The sequence below is a fragment of the Pseudorhodobacter sp. genome (assembly GCF_034675685.1).
Lineage (GTDB): Bacteria > Pseudomonadota > Alphaproteobacteria > Rhodobacterales > Rhodobacteraceae > Pseudorhodobacter.
Genome location: NZ_JAUCDA010000016.1, coordinates 58,990 through 76,639, shown reverse-complemented (window position 1 = coordinate 76,639; position 17,650 = coordinate 58,990). Strand labels below are relative to the sequence as shown.

The window sequence follows — 17,650 nt, the reverse complement described above, 5'->3', positions numbered from 1 at the left end:
CTAGATTGCCGCCAGTCGCAGTTTTTGACCCTAAACGACCCTAACCGGAGATTTCCATGACCCAGCGCCTTCACCTTGTATTCGGAGGGGAGCTTGTCAGCACCCAAGGCACCGTATTCAAAGATCCCAACAACATCCATATCGTCGGTATGTTTCCCAATTACGACTCGGCGTTCAAGGCTTGGAAAGCCGAGGCCCAGCGCACCGTCGATGAGGCACAGACCCGCTATTTCATCGCCCATATTCACCGTCTGCGTGATGAAAGCAAAGCGGCATCGGCAACCGAAGAGTTGGGCGCCTGATCGCGTATCATGGCCTATTCACTTGGCCTGACGCTCTATAATCTTGCAAACCGTGCGGCGGTCGCCACCAAGGCAGACCGCCCGGCGCGCCCGCTGGGCACGCTGGTCTGGCTGCATGCGCCGGGGCCGGACAGTGCTGCCCAAATGATGGGTCTTGCCGCCAGGCTGGAGGAAGACCACAACCTCAACATCCTTTTGACAACCCCGTCCAAGCCTGCCGTCCCCCACCCCGGCGTCATCTGGCAACCCCCGCCCGAGGATAATCCAGCCGAGGCGCGCGCCGTTCTGGACCATTGGAAGCCCGATCTGATCGCCTTTGCCGAAGGCGAGTTGCGCCCAGCCTTGCTGCATGAAAGCCATGAACGGCGCATCCCTGTTACGTTGGTAGGTGCGCGCAGCCCGGCAATCTTGCGCGGGCGTGAAGGGTGGTGGCCGGGGCTGCTGCGCGGTCTTCTGGGCAGTTTCAGCATGATACTTGCTGTCGATCAAGTCGCTGCCCGCGCCCTGCGCCGCGCCGGGGCCGATATGAAAAACCTGCAGGTGACAGGCCGGATGGAATACCCCAGCGCCGTGCTGCCCTGCAATGAGGCGGAACGTGGCGCCCTCGCCTCGCGACTGGCCACGCGCCCGGTCTGGTTTGCCGCGGGGGTGCCCGAGGCCGAGGAAACGGCCGTGATCAGCGCGCATCGCGCAGGCATGAAACTGGCGCATCGGCTGCTGTTGATCATCGCCCCCAAAAACCCCTCTCGCATAACCGCGCTGGCCGCACGGATGGAACAAGAGGAAGGCTGGACCACCGCACGCTGCAATTGTGACGAAAAACCCGACCCCGATGTGCAGGTGCTTATTGCTGACCCCGATACCCGGTTTGGGCTGTGGTATCGGCTTGCCCCCATTACCTATATCGGTGGCGGTCTGGGGTCTGTCGGTCTTTCGCGCGACCCGTTGGAACCGGCTGCCCTTGGCTCTGCCATCATTCACGGGCCTCACGGCGGGCAGTTTGGCGCGGCCCTTGGCAGGCTTGCCGCAGGATCAGCGACCAGCCTTGTAAAGGGTGCGGCTGACCTTGCCAGCACTTTGGGTGAATTGATGGAACCTGATCGTGCAGCGCGGTTTGCACAGGCCGCCTGGGCGGTAGAATCCGACGGGGCCGAGGCGACCGAAAAGACCGTTGCGGCACTGTGCAAGATTTTGGATGCGGAGGCATGATGCAGGCCCCGGCCTTTTGGTATACCCCCCCAAACAGCCCCGGTTTTCGCGCGCGTCTGCTTGCGCCCTTGGGCTGGGCCTATGCCGCAGCAACCGCCCGCCGTCTGCGAAGGCCCGGCGCGTTCAAGGCCGATGTGCCAGTCATCTGCATCGGCAATCTGAATGCCGGGGGCACCGGCAAAACCCCTACGACCATCGCCCTGATCGAACGGCTTGCCGCGCGGGGGCTGGGCGTGCATGTCGTCTTGCGCGGGCATGGCGGGCGGCTTTCTGGCCCTTTGCGCGTGAATGAACGCCAGCACTCTGCGGCCGACACCGGCGATGAGGCTTTGCTTCTGTCGGCCTTCACCCCCACATGGATCGCGCGCGACCGTGCGGCAGGCGTGCAGGCCGCGCAAGATGCGGGCGCGCAGGTGGTCTTGCTTGATGACGGGTTTCAAAACCCTGGGGTAATCAAGGATCTGTCGATCATCGTTGTTGATGCCCAGCGCGGTTTTGGCAATGGCCGCTGCCTGCCCGCCGGCCCGCTGCGAGAACCGGTGCACGTTGGCCTTGCCCGTGCGGATATGCTGTTATCCATCGGCGATTCCGCAGCCCAGGACCAGTTTGCAAACCTATGGGGCGCTGCGTTGCACCTGCCGCATCTAAAAGGCCAGTTAGAGGTTTTGCAGATGGGAATGGATTGGGCCAACCAAGATGTGCTGGGCTTTGCAGGCATCGGCCACCCCGAAAAATTCTTTGCAACCCTGCGCGCGACAGGCGCCAACGTACTGCGCACCGAGGCGCTAAGCGACCATCAGCCGCTGACCGACACTTTGTTGCGGCGATTGGCCCATGAAGCGACAAACCTGGGGGCGCAGCTTGTCACCACCGAGAAAGACGCCGTGCGCCTGCCGCCCGCCTTTCGGCCCAGGGTCTTGACCCTTCCCGTGCGGCTGCGCCTGGAGGCGTGGCAAGGGCTGGACGACGCCTTTGATCAATTGGGCCTGCCCCCCGCCAGCGCAGGCCAGAAGTTCAGCCCCGGCCCTTGATGGTGCATTCTTTTCCTTGGGGTGGAAAAAGGCACCGCGGGTCTGGCACATCGTCGGTCGGGCGCGCCCCTTGCCAAGCTTCATACCGGGTACAAAACCACGGATAGCAAGGCGCGCGGGGGGCGTTTCACAGCCGCATCCGCGTCACCCCAGGCCCGCGCATCTCACGCAAGGATTGCCAGACTATCGTGGCGAGGTTCTTCGCCGATTTCGGCCATTTTTGCATCCAGCTTTGCCAGCATATCGGCAAAAATCTGGGCAAAGGCAGGATCATCCGCGCGGTTGTGCAGTTCATGCGGGTCGGCCTCGCAATCGAACAATTCCCATTCCGGCGGCTCATCACCTGCATTGGCCCCAATCTGGTCCAACGGCTCATTATACCAATAGATCAACTTATAGCGCTGGTTGCGGATGCCGTAATGCGCAAAGGCATTGTGGATATCGTCCTTGTGCATCCAATAGCGGTGATAGGCCACCTCTTGCCAATCCTGCCCTGCCGCGCCTTCAAACACCGGGCGCAGGCTGGTGCCTTGCATATAGCTGGGCGCGGTCGTTTCGGCATAATCAAGAAAGGTTTGCGCGAAATCGACGTTCATCGCAATATCAACCGAGCTGCTGCCCGCCTTGATCGCCTTGGGGTATTGTACGAGGAACGGCATTTGCAGCGATTCCTCATACATGAAGCGTTTGTCGAACCAACCATGTTCACCCAAAAAGAAACCTTGATCCGAGGTATAGATCACGATGGTATCGTCGGTCAGCCCTTCGGCATCCAGCGTATCCAGCAAACGCCCCACGCTATCATCAATCGCCGCAATCGTGCGCAGATAGCGCTTGATATAGCGTTGGTATTTGAACAGATCCAATTCGCGTTTGGTGGCAAAGGTATAGTTTTCACCCGTTGCGCGGTCGATCAAGCGCAATCCTTCGTGATTGTCGGGTATCTTGCGCAGATCGGCGCCGGGCATCACCATTTCACCAACCTCTGCCCCGCCTTCGGGTTGCGAAAGGCCAAGATCGGTATAGCTCATATCACTGCGCACCCGCATTTTAGCGGCGGCGGCGGCGGCGGCACGGTTCTCATAATTGTCATCAAAGGTGGCAGGAACCGGCAGATCTTCGGTATAAAGATGCGCATGGCGTGGGTGTGGGACAAAAGGCCGGTGCGGGGCCTTGTGGTGGCACATCAGGAAGAACGGTTTATCCTTGTCGCGCGTTTTGATGAAATCGACAGATTTATCGGTGATGATATCGGTGGCATAGCCCGGCTCAACCGTCTCGCCTTTGGGGCTGATCATCACAGGATCGAAATATTCACCCTGACCCGGCAAAACCGCCCACTGGTCAAACCCGGATGGTTGGTGCGCCGCCCCTTCGCCAAGATGCCATTTGCCAAACATGCCGGTCTGATAGCCGCTGGCGCGCAAATGCTTTGCCACATTGGGCAAGCGATTGTCCAAATGCGTATCCAGCGTAGTGACAAGGTTCACATGGTTATATGTCCCCGTCAGGATAGAGGCGCGGCTGGGTGTGCAAATGGAATTGGTCACATAGCAGCGGTCAAGGCGCATGCCGTTTTGTGCGATCCGGTCAATTTGTGGGGTGGAATTCAGCCCCGAACCATAGGCGGAAATTGCAGCGGCGGCGTGATCGTCGCACATGATAAACAGGATGTTGGGGCGGGTCATGCGATCCTCGTGGCTGAGATGTGGTTGGGGCCAGCCGCAAACGATGCGGCTGGCCTTACGAATTACTGTGCGTAAAGCTTGCCCAGATAAAATTCAGACGCGGGCAGCGGCTTTTCGATTTTGCCGAACTGGGTATAAAGCTTGGCCAGCGTGTCGAGCCAATTATCAACTTTGCCTTCGCGCGTCAGGTCTTCGAACTCTTTGCTGGACGGCAATTTTGCCAACACTGCTTCGGCCTTCAGCGGGCCTTCTGGCACGCCAAGGAATTTCGCGGTTATGCTGACCGCCTCATCCAGATTGTCGCGGCGAAAATCCAGGGCTTCCTTGATCACGGCATTGACCTTCAGGATCATCGCATCATCCCCGGATTTTGCATCGCTGACGATGAAAGTCGACGGGAAAGCGATATCTGGAAAGAAATCCTCGTTAGAGCTGAGCTCACCCAGATCGGGGATCCGCTGCTTGATCACATCAACAAAAGGATACCAGATCCCCGCACCGTCAATCTGGCCCGAAGCAAACGCTGTGACGATCGTGCTGGGGTCCATCTTGACCACCTCAATATCATCCATCGTCATGCCTGCACGCTCCAGCGCAAGGCGCATCAGCATATCGCCCGAAGTGCCTTCGGGCACGCCGACCTTTTTGCCCTTCAGCCCGGCCATGTCTGCAATCCCCGGCTGTGCGATCACGCGATCAGTATAGCCCAAGGCGTTGACAGCGATCACTTTGGCTTGACCGCTGGCAGGCAACCACAAAGCGCCCGGCCCGATATAAGCAAAATCCAACGAACCGGCATTGAGTGCCTGCACCTGAATCGGGCCATTGGTGAAAATCTTGAGCTCGGCATCAAGGCCATTCTTGGCCCAGAGCCCCTTTTCGGTGGCGATAGCGACCATCGAGGTCCCGAAATAATCAGCGATATAACCCATGCGGATTTTCGTCATCTCTTCGGCAAATGCGGATGTGGCAAGGCTTGCGGTCAGGGCAAACACGCCTGCGGCCATTCCTAGAAACTTGCGTTTGGTTGTGTGCATGAGATTCCTCCTTATCATGCGGTTTGTTCGCTGGATCGGGTATAGACAGCATGCCAGACCCGATTGCGGATTTCGGTGAACTTTTGCGACAGGCGAATCTCGTCATTGCGCGGAAACGGCAGATCTACCTCTATAATCTCTTGCAACCGGCCCGGACGGGCAGCCAAAACCACGACGCGATGCGCCAGATACACCGCTTCATCCACGTCATGGGTGATGAACATGATGGTGCGTTTGTCGCGCGACCATGTTTCCAAAAGCTGATCTTGCAGCCGCACCCGCGTCAGCGCATCCAACGCGCCAAAAGGTTCATCCATCAACAAAACATTGGGGTTGACCGCATAGGCGCGTGCAATGGCGCAGCGTTGTTTCATGCCCCCCGATAGGGTTTTGGGCAAAGCATCAGCAAAATCGGACAGGCCAACAAGGCCGATATAATGTTCGGCCCGTTTGCGGCGTTCAACGCTGTTCATGCCTTGCAACTTCAGCCCGAATTCAACATTCTTGCGCACGGTCAGCCACGGGAACAGCGCATATTGCTGAAAGATGACACCACGGTCAGGGCCGGGGCCATGCACCTCGACCCCGTTCACAAGGCAGCGCCCTGAAGTCACGTCTTGCAAGCCCGCGACAATATTCATCGCCGTGGATTTACCGCAGCCTGAAGGGCCCACAACAGTGACAATCTCACCATCGCCGATATCCAGATCAAGGGCCTGAAGGGCGGTGAAAGCGCTCTCTCCATCGCCAAAAACTTTGGTCACTTTTTCAAAGCGAACTTTGGGCTCGGTTGCGGCCATGATTACATCCTTTCCTGCCATGAGGTCAGGTGTGTGTCAGCCCAGACCACAATTCGATCCATGATCAATCCCAAAACCCCGATCATGATCAGCGAGACGAAGATCGTCGGCAGATCGTAATAGAGCTGCGCTTGCTGCATCCGAAACCCAAGCCCCGATTGCGCTGCGATCAGTTCCGCCGCGACCACCGTCGCCCAGGCAGCACCAAGACCGATACGAAAACCAACAAGGATAAAAGGCGTAGATGCAGGGATCACAACCTTGGTAAAAATGACCCCATCCGAGGCCCCAAGCACCCGTGCCGCGTTGATATAGGTTTTATCGACGCTGATAACGCCCTGATAGGTCGCCACGACCGACGACAGAAAGGCTGCAAGAAAGATGACAAATATCTTTGGCGTTTCGTCAATGCCCATGGTCACAATTGCCAAAGGAATGATTGCCAGCGGCGGCACCACACGGAAAAACTGGATCCAGGGATCAATCAACCCGCGCGCCGTTTTATACCACCCCATCAAAAAGCCCACTGGAACCGCAACCAGAACCCCCAGCGCAAAGCCGGTCAGAACCCGCGCAAGCGACGCGCCCGCATCGTGCAAAAGCTGGCCGCTCAGCAAAACCTCGACAAACCTTGTCGCCACCGCTGGCGGGCTGGGCAGGATGGACAGGCCCGAACTTGTGGCAAGCCACCAAAGCCCGATGCCGAACACAAAAGATAGTGTCCCCAAAACCAACGCGTGCATCGGCTGGCCGGCGCGTTTTTGCGGTTCTGTTTTGCGTGCTGAGGCGATTGTCATCGGCGTCTCTTCCATCAGGGCAGGGTGTCGGTGTTTTCAGGCGTTCATCGGGCGGCGGGCAACGCGCTGGCGCTCTGGGCCAGCTTCATAAAAGAACTTTTGCAAACCCGCACAGGCGGCCCCGCGCACGCCGACATTGGCGCCAAGCTGCGTTGGTTGAATTGTCAGGCTGACGCGCTGTTGCGGCATGATCCGGGCAAAAAGATCATGGCGTAATGCTGCCAGAAACTCGGGCGGTGCCGCTTGCAAATGCCCGCCCAAGACCACCGCTTCGGGGGCAATCAGAGTGATGGTTGTGGCAAGGACGCGTAAAAATGCATCATAGATTTCGGGCCATTGCGGCGTTTTCATGACAGCCGCAATCAACCCTTCGGCTGGAACGGTATCGCTGTGCAGCACGGCCAGCAAAGGCATTTCCGAAAACACCGTTTCAAGGCAGCCGCGGCCGCCGCAAGCGCAGGGGCGACCCTGCGGGTCAATCACGATATGGCCAAGCTCTATCGGGCCGCCGATCCGCGCGGGCCCTTGCGCCCCGAAGCCATAGGCGAGGCCGCCGCCGGTGCCGTGCCCCATAAAGACGTGCAAGGTGCTCTGGGCCCGATGCCCCGCCCCAAACCAGCTTTCGGCCAGCGCAATTGCCGTGGCATTGTGTTGCAACACGACAGGCAGGCCCAAAGCCAACTCGAACATATCAGCAAAGGGTACATCACACCAGCCAGTCACGACAGCATGGGTGTTGACGCGCTGCGCGGTATCCACCCGGCCCGGCACACCGACGCCAACGCCGATGATATCTTGACGGGCGACGCCGTGACGCTCGATCAGCCGGTTCGTGGCTTGAATGGTTTTTGCCGTCACCTCTGCGGCAGCTTGATCAAGCGGAAACTCAAACCGATCCTCGGCAACCACATTCAAATGCAAATCGGCAAGCGCAACGCCAACACGCCCGGCAGAAAGGTGAATACCGCAAACCAGCCGCGCGTCAGGGCGCAGGGCCAACATGACCGGCGGACGGCCAAGGCCAGAAAACGCCTCAGCGCGCCGTTCCTCTATGTACCCCCCCTCAATCAATTTGGCCGTGATTTTGGTTGCCGCAGCAGAGGAAAGCCCCGTCATGCGCGCAAGATCTGCGCGCGATTGCTCTCCGGTTTCCCGCAAGAGACTGAGGATTTCGCCGATGGACGTCATTTGATTCCCCTTTATTTCCTTACTTAGTAAATGAATATCGACTTCGGTCAAGCATGTTGGAAGGGCACCCGTTACGAAACGACCCAATAAATTGATTCATAAGTGTTTATTTAGCCATGGCGATGGCATCGGGCCGCGTGTTTCAGGATGTCTTGAAACGGCAAATGCTCGCCGTCGCGGTATCATTCAACGCTGGCAGCAACTCGAAAGCCAAGGTTTCCCGAAGATGTGTCAGGCGGATTTTGCATACGCGAATGCACATGATACCGGTCGCAATAGCTGTCGTGACACAGATAAGAGCCACCGCGCTGGATGCGGTTTGGGCCCTCTGCTGGCCCTTGAGGGTCAACCAAAGGCCGTTTGCTGGCGGGATACCGGCCGAAACGGTCCGCCACCCATTCCCAGACATTGCCGGTCATGTTGTAAAGCCCAAAGCCATTCGGTTGAAATGCGCCCACGGGGGCCGTTCCGATAAAGCCGTCATCTCCGGTATCTTCATGCGGAAAATTGCCCTGCCATGTGTTCATTCGATAGGCACCCTCAGGCAAAAGCACATCGCCCCACGGAAACTTTCGCCGCTCTAGCCCACCGCGGGCAGCGCGTTCCCATTCAGCTTCGCTTGGAAGGCGAAGCCCAGCCCAAGTGCAATATGCCAAGGCATCATACCATGCAATATGCGTGGCGGGGTGGGCCTGCCGGTCGCGCCAATCCGACCCTGCGCCCTCGGGCTGTGCCCATGAGGCACCGTCAACCGCGCGCCACCAATCAAGCCCCGGCGGGCTCCGCCAATTTTGCGCTTTATCTCCAAGGAATAGGTGAAAAACGTAACTCCAGCCTTCGACCTCAGCCACGGTTTCATAACCGGTAGCCATGACAAAACGGGCGAAATCGGCATTGGAGATGGCATATGGTGACAGCAGATAGGGCGAAAGCTTCACCTTGTGGCGCGGGCTGTCCAAGTCTGCAGGAAATCGGGATTTTCGCGCACCCATTTCAAAAAATCCGCCCGGAATTGCTTTCAGTTGAGCACGCAGTTCTTTTTGCACTTTGGGCGGCGCAGGCGGAATTGACAGCGCCGCGCGTTCATATTGGCTATCGCCCGGCCCGGCCATTTTCGCGCTGATGCTGCAGCAACCCACCTCTCTTGTCACAACCTACCCCTGATTGGCGCCCATAGAATCGATAGTTAGCATGACAGTGCGCGCACCTGAAGTTTCTGATGATGCGGGCAGACAAAACAGGCGCAGGGCGTGCAAGCAACGCGGGAATGGGCCTTTTGCGTGGGAAAAGCATGGGCTTGCCGCCACCAAAGGGCGCGTCGAAAAGCGCATCTTCAACCCCGCATGCTCCTGCCTTCACCCTCATGGCCCTCCGTGCGCGGATCGGATCGGCGCCACATCAACAGCCCGGTGAAAGGCAACGTCCAGCCGCCGCTTGCGCTTTTCGGGCCTCATGCGCAGAAGCCTTCGAAGTCAAAGTTCAGGCAAGACCAGAAAGCACTCACCCCTCGATCTCGTTCAGGCCTTTCGTGACCCAGATCGCGGCCAAAGACATCGCAGCAAAGATCATCAATGTTACTTTGGCACCTGCCAGCGAGGCCAGAGCGCCAAAAATGCCCGACCCAAGCAGCAAGATACCGATCACCGTATTTGACACGGCGGTATAGGCGGCGCGGTTATCCTTCGGTGCCATATCGACCAAATAGATTGATCGGCCCTGCCGCACGCCATGATAGGCAATCATCAGCACGAACAGCACCAGCGGCAGCGCCCAGACCGTGCCGGATGCGCCAGCCAAATCCAGCACAACCGCCGACAGCAAGGCCACAAATCCCGCGACAGCAGAGAACATCAGCACTTTGCGGCTGGATCTGTCGGCCATGCGCCCCCAAACCCATGAGCTGAGCAAGGACGCAACCGACGAGGCCAGAACCAGCGCGCCCAGCCGGTCAAACGTGCCATGGCCCGCCTGCGCCCCCAAAAGCACGATATAAGGCGGGGCCAGTGCGGTTGACGTCAAAAGCCCGCGCGCCCAGATGAAGCGCCGCAATTGCGGGTCAGCGCGCAGCAGCTTCAACTGACCCAATGCTGCGGCACCCGCCATTCCCGCAGCGCGCTCCTCCCACAGGGATGAGAAGATCAATCCAGCCGCCAGCCACAGCACTGCCGCAAGCGCAAGCGCCACCACCACCAGCGTTGCCCGGTCCACGATCCCTGTCATCAGCACCAGCGCAAAGATCACCACCGCGCCCGCGCCCAGCGAACTGGCCAGCCCGGTCGCCGCCCCTCGCCGCGACTGGCCCACGGTCTTGCCCAAAATGTCATTGTAACTGACCGAACAGATGGAGCGCGCAACAGCCAACACCGCCAACAGCGCGCAGATGACACCCCCCGCCATCGCCTCGGTCAGCGTCAGCGCGGCCAGCACAATTCCCGCTGCGGCCACGCCCTGCCCGATACTGCCCGCGACCCATGCCCATTTGCGGCGCGCCATGGCCTGCACACGCGGCGCGGTAAACAACTGGGGCAGCAATGCGCCCGCCTCGCGGATCGGAACCAGCAAGCCGACAAAGACCGAGGACGCGCCCAAATGGGCCAGCAGCCAGGCCAGAACCAGCTTGGGGTCAATCAACCCGTCGGCGATCTTGCTCATCGACAGTGACCCGGCGTGACGCAGGAAATTCGCAGGCTCATGCCGCGCTTGTGCCGCTGACAGGCCACCTGCGCCGCTTGGATCGTCTACCAATGCCCTGAACAAAACGTCCGCGAAGCTGGTTTTGGTCATCAATCCCTCCGTTCAAGATTTTCTGGCATCCAGAATGTTCAACGAAACACGCGTTTTCAAACATTTGGCAAAGATCAGCCCGTAGCAGGTCTGCTTATTTCACCGAACTCATGTTTATGGCTGATTATGAAACCCGATGTCCAGCTTGCGCGGATGTGGCCAGGTCATTTGCCGCTTGTATTGGCAAAACACTGCCCCACCCCACGCTTTGCGTCGGTGACCGGATTGTCGCGTCAACCCAGGCGGGTTTGGCGCGGGCGCTGCCATGCGAATGGCGGCCTCATTGATCCGGGTCACCGCAGTACCTATGTATCAAGTTCGGTTCCAAGCGGGGCACTGGCGTCAATCTGCCCCGAAAAACATTCAAGCGATACATGTTTGAATACAAAAAAGGAGCAATATCATGAAAGCTGCACGCTGGCATGCTGCCAAAGACATTCGTGTCGAAGAGATCGACGAGCCGCAGGTCACGCCCGATGGCGTTAAAATCAAGGTTGCCTGGACAGGTATCTGTGGCAGCGATCTGCACGAATACCTTGCTGGCCCGATTTTCATTCCCGTTGGCGAAAACCATCCGCTCAGCCATGACAAGGCCCCGATCACCATGGGCCACGAATATAGCGGCGAAATCGTCGAACTGGGCAAGGATGTCACGGGTTTCGCAATCGGTGATAAAGTCGCCGTCGAGCCGATCTATAGCTGCGGAAAATGCGACGCCTGCCGCGAAGATATTTACAACCTGTGCAAGGATCTGGGCTTTGTTGGCCTGTCGGGTGGCGCGGGCGGTTTTGCGGCCTATTCGGTTGTGCCGGCGCGCATGGTCCACAAGATGCCGGACGGGCTGTCGCTGGAACAAGGGGCGTTGGTTGAACCCGCCGCGGTTGCCCTGCATGCCGTGCGGGTCAGCACCATCAAGGCAGGCGATACCGCCGCTGTCTTTGGCGCAGGCCCCATCGGGCTTTTGGTGGTCGAGGCCTTGCGCGCCGCCGGGGCTGCGCAGATTTATGTGGTAGAGCCGTCAGAGGAACGCCGCGCCAAGGCGATGGAACTGGGCGCAACCCGCGCGATGGACCCGACCGATACCGATGTTGTGGCCGAGATCCGCGCCGCAACCGGCAGCGGCGTCAACGTCGCGTTCGAGGTGACGGGCGTACCGCAAGTGCTGGCGCAGGTGATCGATTCCACGCGCCACGAAGGGCAAGCCCTGATCGTGTCGATCTGGGAAACCGAAGCCTCGTTCCAGCCCAATACCGTTGTGCTGAGCGAACGCCAGATCAAGGGCACCATCGGCTATCGCAACGTCTATCCCGCGGTGATGGAACTGATGACGCGCGGGTATTTTCAGGCGGAAAAGCTGGTGACCAAACGGATCGAGCTTGATGATATCGTTGCTGAGGGGTTCGACGTTTTGTCGTCAGAAAAATCCCAGGTCAAAATTCTGGTCAGGGCACCGTCCTAGTGGCGTGATGCGCGTTGGAGCGAATTCCAATAGACGCACCACACCGCCAAGCGCCTGATATAAAATGTTTTAAAACAGCACCGGCCCGCCCCGTCAGGGCAGGCCGGATGAGTACGGAATGAGAGGAACACCATGAATACACTAGAACACGACTTCAATACGGTACTGCTGGCCAATCACAACGGCCCGTGTATTTCGCTCTACCAGCCGACACATCGCACCTATCCCGACAGGCAGCAGGACCCGATCCGTTTTGGCAATCTGCTGAAGAAACTGGAACAATCGCTGGGTCGGCAATATGCCAACCGCGAAAATGCGGCCATCCTGCGCCCGTTCCACGCGCTGGCCGAGGATGCCCAGTTCTGGAACCATTCCCTCGACGGTCTTGCAATTTTTGCAACACCGGATATCTTCAAAGTGTATAGATTGCAGCGCCCGGTGCGCGAATTGGCAATCGCCGCTGACAGCTTCCACACCAAACCGCTTATGCGGATTTTGCAATCGGCGGCTCGCTATCAGGTGCTTGGGATCAACCGGCACGAGGCCACTCTTTTCGAGGGCAATCGCGATGCGTTGGACGAGGTCAAGACTGGCGACGACTTCCCACAAATCCTGAGCGACGTGGTTGACGCCAATGACGGAGAGCCGGAGCGGACAAAGCGCGCGCATGGCAAGGCCGGTGCAGGCCATACCACGCGTCACGGCATGAATGTGCGTCAAGACGCCATGGAAAACGACACCGAACACTTTTTTCGGGCGGTGGACGAGGCTGTCCTTGCGCAATACTCTCGCCCCTCGGGCATGCCGCTTTTGTTGGCAGCCCTGCCAGAGCACCATCATCTGTTCCGAGAGGTCAGCCGTAACCCGCTTTTGATGACCGAGGCGATTGATGTGGACCCGAAAGCCATATCGCCCGATGAATTGCGCGCGCGCGCTTGGGAACTGGTGTTGCCGTTCTATCTGAAGCGTCTTGAAGGGTTGATTGACCAATATGGCGCATCGAAAACGGATGGTCGCAGCAGCGCCGATCTGGCCGAGATCGCCAAAGCCGCGGCCGCTGGCCGTATCGCAACCTTGCTGATCGACGCAGACCGCGTGGTCCCCGGCCGCTTTGACGCCAAGGCCGGCACCATTACCTTTGCCCGACTCGAGGAACCCGGCATCGACGATGTGCTTGATGATCTTGGTGAGCACACGCTGAAAACCGGCGGCGACGTGGTTATCGTTCCGCCAGAGCGGATGCCGACAGAGACAGGCATCGCCGCGATTTACCGGTTCTAAAAGCGCGTTGAAAAACGGCGTCGGCACCGCGATCACCTCATGGATCGCGGTGCCGACGCCAAAGTTTTGCCTGTCGCTTGATGTGAAAGCCAGCATTACCGGGTGATGACCGAAAAGCAGCGTGCCGGTTTTAGCGGTAAGCCGACCAGTCAGCGCGCTGCCGTTGGGTCGCAAACGCGCGCGAGAAGGCCTGTTCAATTCAGCATTCGTGGTGCAAACTCCGAAAAAGCCGCCGTAGTCACAAAACGGACTCGCATGACACGCGCCTTCCACATCGGTTTTACGCCACGCAACCCTGTCGCGACGCATCGCACCTCGACGTCACAGGAGCTTATCTTCGATCTGGCCTCGGTCATCGCCATCGCGGCAGCGGCACATGGTCTTTGGCATGCGGTGCAAAAAGCGCATATTGTTCCGGGCATCATCGGGTTTCTTTCCAGCTTTTTCATGATCTGGTTGGCATGGTTGACCGACATGTGGGTCGCCTTGGCCTATGACGATGGTTCCCCGGCCTTCCGCATCCTGACGATATTTATCATGTTCGGCGCGCTCATGCGCGCTGCAGGCATCGGCGCGGTGTTTCACCATCAGCGGATCTGGCTGGCCCTGTCTGGCTGGTTGCTGCTGGTCATTGCCGGTCTGATCCTGCTAATCGGATTGACCATGCCAATGGCGATGGAATTCATCGCCATGCTTCTTGTAGCGACCGCGCTGACCCGTTGCCGATTGAACCGAAAATAAAGGAAAGCACCTTATGACCACTATTCTTGGCCTCTCAGGCAGCCTGCGCCGCGCGTCCTTCAACGCCGGGCTGTTGCGCGCCGCATCTGAATGCGTACCCGATAGCGTGGAAATCCAGATCGGTTCAATCCGCGACGTGCCGCTCTATGACGCCGATATGGAAGGTGAATCAGGCCTTCCCGCAGCGGTTCAGACTTTGCAGGAACAACTGGCAGCCGCCGATGGATTGTTGCTGGTCACGCCAGAATACAACAACGGGATTCCGGGCGTGTTCAAGAATGCTATCGACTGGATGTCGCGTGGGCCGGGGTTGGAGCTGTTTGTGGGCAAACCAGTGGCCGTGATCGGCGTCTCGCCCGGCGGGTTCGGCACCATACTTGCGCAAAACCACTGGATGCCGGTTTTGCGCACGCTGCGCATGCGGCCATGGGTCGAGGGGCGGCTGATGGTCTCGCGGGCGACTCCACTTTTTGACGGTGATGGCAATCTGACGGATGCCAAAACACGCGAACAGCTTGCCGCCTTCGTTGCCGGCTTCATCGGCGCGCTTTGACGGCACAAGGCCTGCCGGCCTTTGCCCGGTGCGATAATGGGCAGATTGTTTGCACATGTAGGGACAGATGGGAATGATGTGAAAGCCAGCGTTGCGCGCATCGGGCGCGCAGTCCGGGTCGGCGCAGTCGGGTCGGCGCAGTCCAGATCGGTAATCGCGTGCAGCAGGGGCGGCAAGGCGCTCGGCCTTCCATGCGGCGGTGAGGGTCAGGGCGTCTTGTTCGGTCTGATGGCGCTGGGCAGGATCAAGGGGCATGATCCGCGCTGCCCTTGGTCTGGCGCAGCAGGCTGGCGCAGTGGTTCAGCGTGCCGACATTACCCCGGTTGATCTCATCCGTGTGGGTCTCGAAATGGTCGTCGCGCAGCACGTTCAGGCGCTTCAGCTTGGCGTCGATCTGGAACTTGGCGGTCATGGAAACATCAATGACTTTCTCGCAGGAAGTGTTGGCGTAGCGGGTGGCCACCAGAGCCTGAACACCGTCACAGCCGCAAACGGCGACTTCGGCCGCGACAAAGCCATTCTGAAACAAAGGGCAAGAAGCAAACCAAAGGCACCGCTTGCAACACCGCCAGCGCGCTGCATAATGAAACCATCCAGATGAGCCAAACTCTCGCATGAATTCAGCGGCCATTGGTTCCGGAATTCCTGACGACGGACAGTCCGGCGTTTACTGCCACCCCATGCCCAACTCAATGAGCCGGTATTTTATGTTAAAACTTGATAAGCTTGATTTTCAGATCCTTCGTGTTTTGTCCAGCAATGGACGAATTTCAAAAGCTTCGCTTGCAGAGAAGGTTGGGCTATCTGCGTCACCATGCTGGGAACGGTTGCGCCGGCTGGAACAATCGGGGTTGATTTCGGGGTATAGTGCCGAAATCAACCTTCGCAAACTGCCCGGTGCTGTGACCGTTTTTGTCACCATTGAGCTGGATTCCCATGCCGTTGCACGGTTTCAATCTTTTGAGAAAACCGTCTCGGAGCATCCGGAAATTACCGGCTGTTGGGCAATTGGCGGCGGGTATGATTATTTGATACAGGTCGTCGCGCGGACAATTGAAGCCTATCAGGATTTAATTGAGGAGGTGCTTGAGAAAACGGGCGACGTCGCACGATACTACTCTTATGTGGTGACAAAAACCGTGCGCCGTCCAGGGCCACCATTGCATCTACTTTTTGAAACTCTGGGTGAATCATCTTGATTTTGTGAGATTTGCAGACGCATCATCCTCAAATGCGGGCAACTTCAGCTACACCTTCTGCGACAACCTTTTAAGTTTGAGCCTGTCGCTGGGGGAAACACTATGCAGTCAACACTCGATATCATGACATCAGCAGAGCATGATCAGACCTGCCTTATTCGGACGAAGGGATATATCAATGGCAACTGGAAACAGTCTGGCCACATGATGCTCGTTACCGATCCGGCCACTGGCGAGGGGATCACATCGGTGCATGCGATGGATGCGCAAGCCTCTTGCGATGCCGTGACAGCGGCACAAACAGCCTTTCGCCCCTGGGCAAATCTGCTGCCACAAGAGCGGTCTTTGATCCTGAAAACCTGGCATGAAAAGATCGTTGAAAATCATGAGGCGTTGGCGCAAATCATGGTTGCAGAGCAGGGTAAACCGCTTTCCGAGGCGCGCGGCGAGATTGATTACGCCGCCAGCTTTGTTGAATTTTATGCCGAGGAGGCCAAGCGCAGCAACGTCGAAGGCGTTGTCAGTCACAAGAAAAACGCCGAGATGGAGCTGTGGCGCGAACCGATTGGCGTTGTGGCCCTTGTCACGCCATGGAATTTTCCCTCGGCGATGTTGACGCGCAAGGCTGCGGCGGCGCTTGCGGCAGGCTGCACGGTTGTCGCCCACCCGTCAATCGAAACGCCGCTTTCGGCCTTGGCGCTGGCGCAATTGGCGCATGATGCGGGTTTTCCGGCGGGCGTGTTCAACGTGCTGGCTGGCGATGCTGCAACGATTGTTACCCCGTGGTGCGAAGACACGCGGGTTCGCGCAATTTCCTTTACCGGTTCAACCGAAGTCGGGCGACTAATTTACCGGCAAAGCGCGCAGACTGTGAAACATCTGGTTCTTGAACTTGGCGGCCACGCCCCGTTTATAGTGTTCAGTGACGCCGATCTGGACCGCGCCGTGACTGAGGCGATTTCGGCAAAATTTGCGACCAGCGGGCAAGATTGCCTTGCGGCAAACCGGATCTTCGTCGCCCGCGAAATCTATGATGCCTTTTGCAAGAAATTTGTCGCCGCGACACGCAAACTAACCGTGGGTGCGGGCAAGAATGACCCCGACATTGGCCCCTTGATGCATGAACGGTTGGTCCAAAAGCAAGAAGCCCAAGTTGCCGACGCACTGGCAAAAGGCGCAAAGCTGGCATTGGGCGGCAAGCGCCACGCCGCCGGCCCCTTGTTTTTTGAACCGACGGTTTTGATTGACGTTCCGCATGATGCGGTCATAGTTTCTGAGGAAACCTTTGGCCCGATTGCCGCCATCTTGCCTTTCGATACCGAAGAAGAAGTCATCGCGCGCGCCAATGAGACCGAATACGGGCTGGTCGCCTATGTCCATACCCAAAGCCCCAGGCGCATTTACCGGATGTCAAAGGCGCTTGAATTCGGAATGGTGGCGATCAATCGCACCTCGATAACCGGGGCGCCGATCCCTTTTGGTGGGGTCAAACAATCCGGGCTGGGGCGCGAAGGGGCGCGCCACGGCTTGGAAGAATTCACCGAGCTGAAATATGTCTGCCGCGACTGGAGCTGAGGAGCA

The 17,650-nt window shown here is 58.4% G+C and carries 17 protein-coding genes; 9 read left to right on the top strand and 8 right to left on the bottom strand.

Annotation, left to right across the window (positions count from 1 at the left end; all coding sequences use genetic code 11):
- Positions 1-56 precede the first annotated feature (56 nt).
- Genes VDP61_RS11845 through lpxK form a run of 3 tightly spaced genes read left to right on the top strand, consistent with a single transcriptional unit; the run spans position 57 to position 2,542 of the window.
- Positions 57-302, top strand: coding sequence for a DUF4170 domain-containing protein (locus tag VDP61_RS11845; RefSeq protein WP_323007093.1), 246 nt, complete (start codon positions 57-59; stop codon positions 300-302).
- Between the two features lie 9 nt (positions 303-311).
- Positions 312-1,511 carry a 3-deoxy-D-manno-octulosonic acid transferase gene (locus tag VDP61_RS11840; protein WP_323007092.1) on the top strand — a complete coding sequence of 400 codons (1,200 nt, stop codon included), beginning with the start codon at positions 312-314 and terminating at the stop codon, positions 1,509-1,511.
- Positions 1,511-2,542, top strand: coding sequence for a tetraacyldisaccharide 4'-kinase (lpxK, locus tag VDP61_RS11835; RefSeq protein ID WP_323007532.1), 1,032 nt, complete (start codon positions 1,511-1,513; stop codon positions 2,540-2,542). The genes VDP61_RS11840 and lpxK overlap by 1 nt, the downstream gene beginning before the upstream one ends.
- Positions 2,543-2,706: 164 nt before the next feature.
- Here lpxK and VDP61_RS11830 read toward each other — a convergent pair whose 3' ends face one another.
- From VDP61_RS11830 to VDP61_RS11800, 7 genes are all read right to left on the bottom strand, one after another.
- On the bottom strand, positions 2,707-4,230 hold the full coding sequence (locus VDP61_RS11830) for a sulfatase (RefSeq protein ID WP_323007091.1): 1,524 nt from the start codon (positions 4,228-4,230) through the stop codon (positions 2,707-2,709).
- Positions 4,231-4,292: 62 nt separating this feature from the next.
- The gene (locus tag VDP61_RS11825) at positions 4,293-5,267 is read right to left on the bottom strand and encodes an aliphatic sulfonate ABC transporter substrate-binding protein (RefSeq protein WP_323007090.1); all 975 of its coding nucleotides are present in this window, start codon (positions 5,265-5,267) and stop codon (positions 4,293-4,295) included.
- 14 nt (positions 5,268-5,281) lie between these two features.
- Positions 5,282-6,067 (bottom strand): ABC transporter ATP-binding protein, encoded by a 786-nt coding sequence (locus VDP61_RS11820; protein WP_323007089.1) that lies wholly within the window; start codon positions 6,065-6,067, stop codon positions 5,282-5,284.
- A 2-nt stretch (positions 6,068-6,069) separates the two neighbouring features.
- Positions 6,070-6,864 carry an ABC transporter permease gene (locus VDP61_RS11815; protein WP_323007088.1) on the bottom strand — a complete coding sequence of 265 codons (795 nt, stop codon included), beginning with the start codon at positions 6,862-6,864 and terminating at the stop codon, positions 6,070-6,072.
- A 36-nt stretch (positions 6,865-6,900) separates the two neighbouring features.
- The gene (locus VDP61_RS11810; protein WP_323007087.1) at positions 6,901-8,052 is read right to left on the bottom strand and encodes an ROK family transcriptional regulator; all 1,152 of its coding nucleotides are present in this window, start codon (positions 8,050-8,052) and stop codon (positions 6,901-6,903) included.
- A gap of 182 nt (positions 8,053-8,234) precedes the next feature.
- Positions 8,235-9,203, bottom strand: a complete 969-nt coding sequence (locus VDP61_RS11805) for a formylglycine-generating enzyme family protein (protein WP_323007086.1) — start codon at positions 9,201-9,203, stop codon at positions 8,235-8,237.
- Positions 9,204-9,552: 349 nt separating this feature from the next.
- Positions 9,553-10,836 (bottom strand): MFS transporter, encoded by a 1,284-nt coding sequence (locus VDP61_RS11800; RefSeq protein ID WP_323007085.1) that lies wholly within the window; start codon positions 10,834-10,836, stop codon positions 9,553-9,555.
- Between the two features lie 403 nt (positions 10,837-11,239).
- Here VDP61_RS11800 and VDP61_RS11795 point away from each other — a divergent pair, with 403 nt between their 5' ends.
- From VDP61_RS11795 to VDP61_RS11780, 4 genes are all read left to right on the top strand, one after another.
- Positions 11,240-12,295, top strand: coding sequence for a 2,3-butanediol dehydrogenase (locus VDP61_RS11795; RefSeq protein ID WP_323007084.1), 1,056 nt, complete (start codon positions 11,240-11,242; stop codon positions 12,293-12,295).
- Between the two features lie 132 nt (positions 12,296-12,427).
- Positions 12,428-13,576, top strand: a complete 1,149-nt coding sequence (locus tag VDP61_RS11790; protein ID WP_323007083.1) for a hypothetical protein — start codon at positions 12,428-12,430, stop codon at positions 13,574-13,576.
- Between the two features lie 105 nt (positions 13,577-13,681).
- On the top strand, positions 13,682-14,317 hold the full coding sequence (locus VDP61_RS11785; RefSeq protein ID WP_323007082.1) for a low temperature requirement protein A: 636 nt from the start codon (positions 13,682-13,684) through the stop codon (positions 14,315-14,317).
- A gap of 13 nt (positions 14,318-14,330) precedes the next feature.
- Positions 14,331-14,870, top strand: a complete 540-nt coding sequence (locus tag VDP61_RS11780; protein WP_323007081.1) for an NADPH-dependent FMN reductase — start codon at positions 14,331-14,333, stop codon at positions 14,868-14,870.
- Positions 14,871-15,114: 244 nt separating this feature from the next.
- On the opposite strand, the gene VDP61_RS11775 is transcribed toward VDP61_RS11780, so the two are convergent.
- A complete protein-coding gene (locus VDP61_RS11775; RefSeq protein WP_323007080.1) occupies positions 15,115-15,501 on the bottom strand; it encodes a hypothetical protein in 387 nt (128 codons plus the stop codon).
- Positions 15,502-15,577: 76 nt separating this feature from the next.
- Here VDP61_RS11775 and VDP61_RS11770 point away from each other — a divergent pair, with 76 nt between their 5' ends.
- Positions 15,578-16,069: an Lrp/AsnC family transcriptional regulator gene (locus tag VDP61_RS11770; protein WP_323007079.1), complete on the top strand. Its 492-nt coding sequence runs from the start codon at positions 15,578-15,580 to the stop codon at positions 16,067-16,069.
- A 102-nt stretch (positions 16,070-16,171) separates the two neighbouring features.
- Positions 16,172-17,644, top strand: a complete 1,473-nt coding sequence (locus VDP61_RS11765; protein ID WP_323007078.1) for an NAD-dependent succinate-semialdehyde dehydrogenase — start codon at positions 16,172-16,174, stop codon at positions 17,642-17,644.
- Positions 17,645-17,650 lie beyond the last annotated feature (6 nt).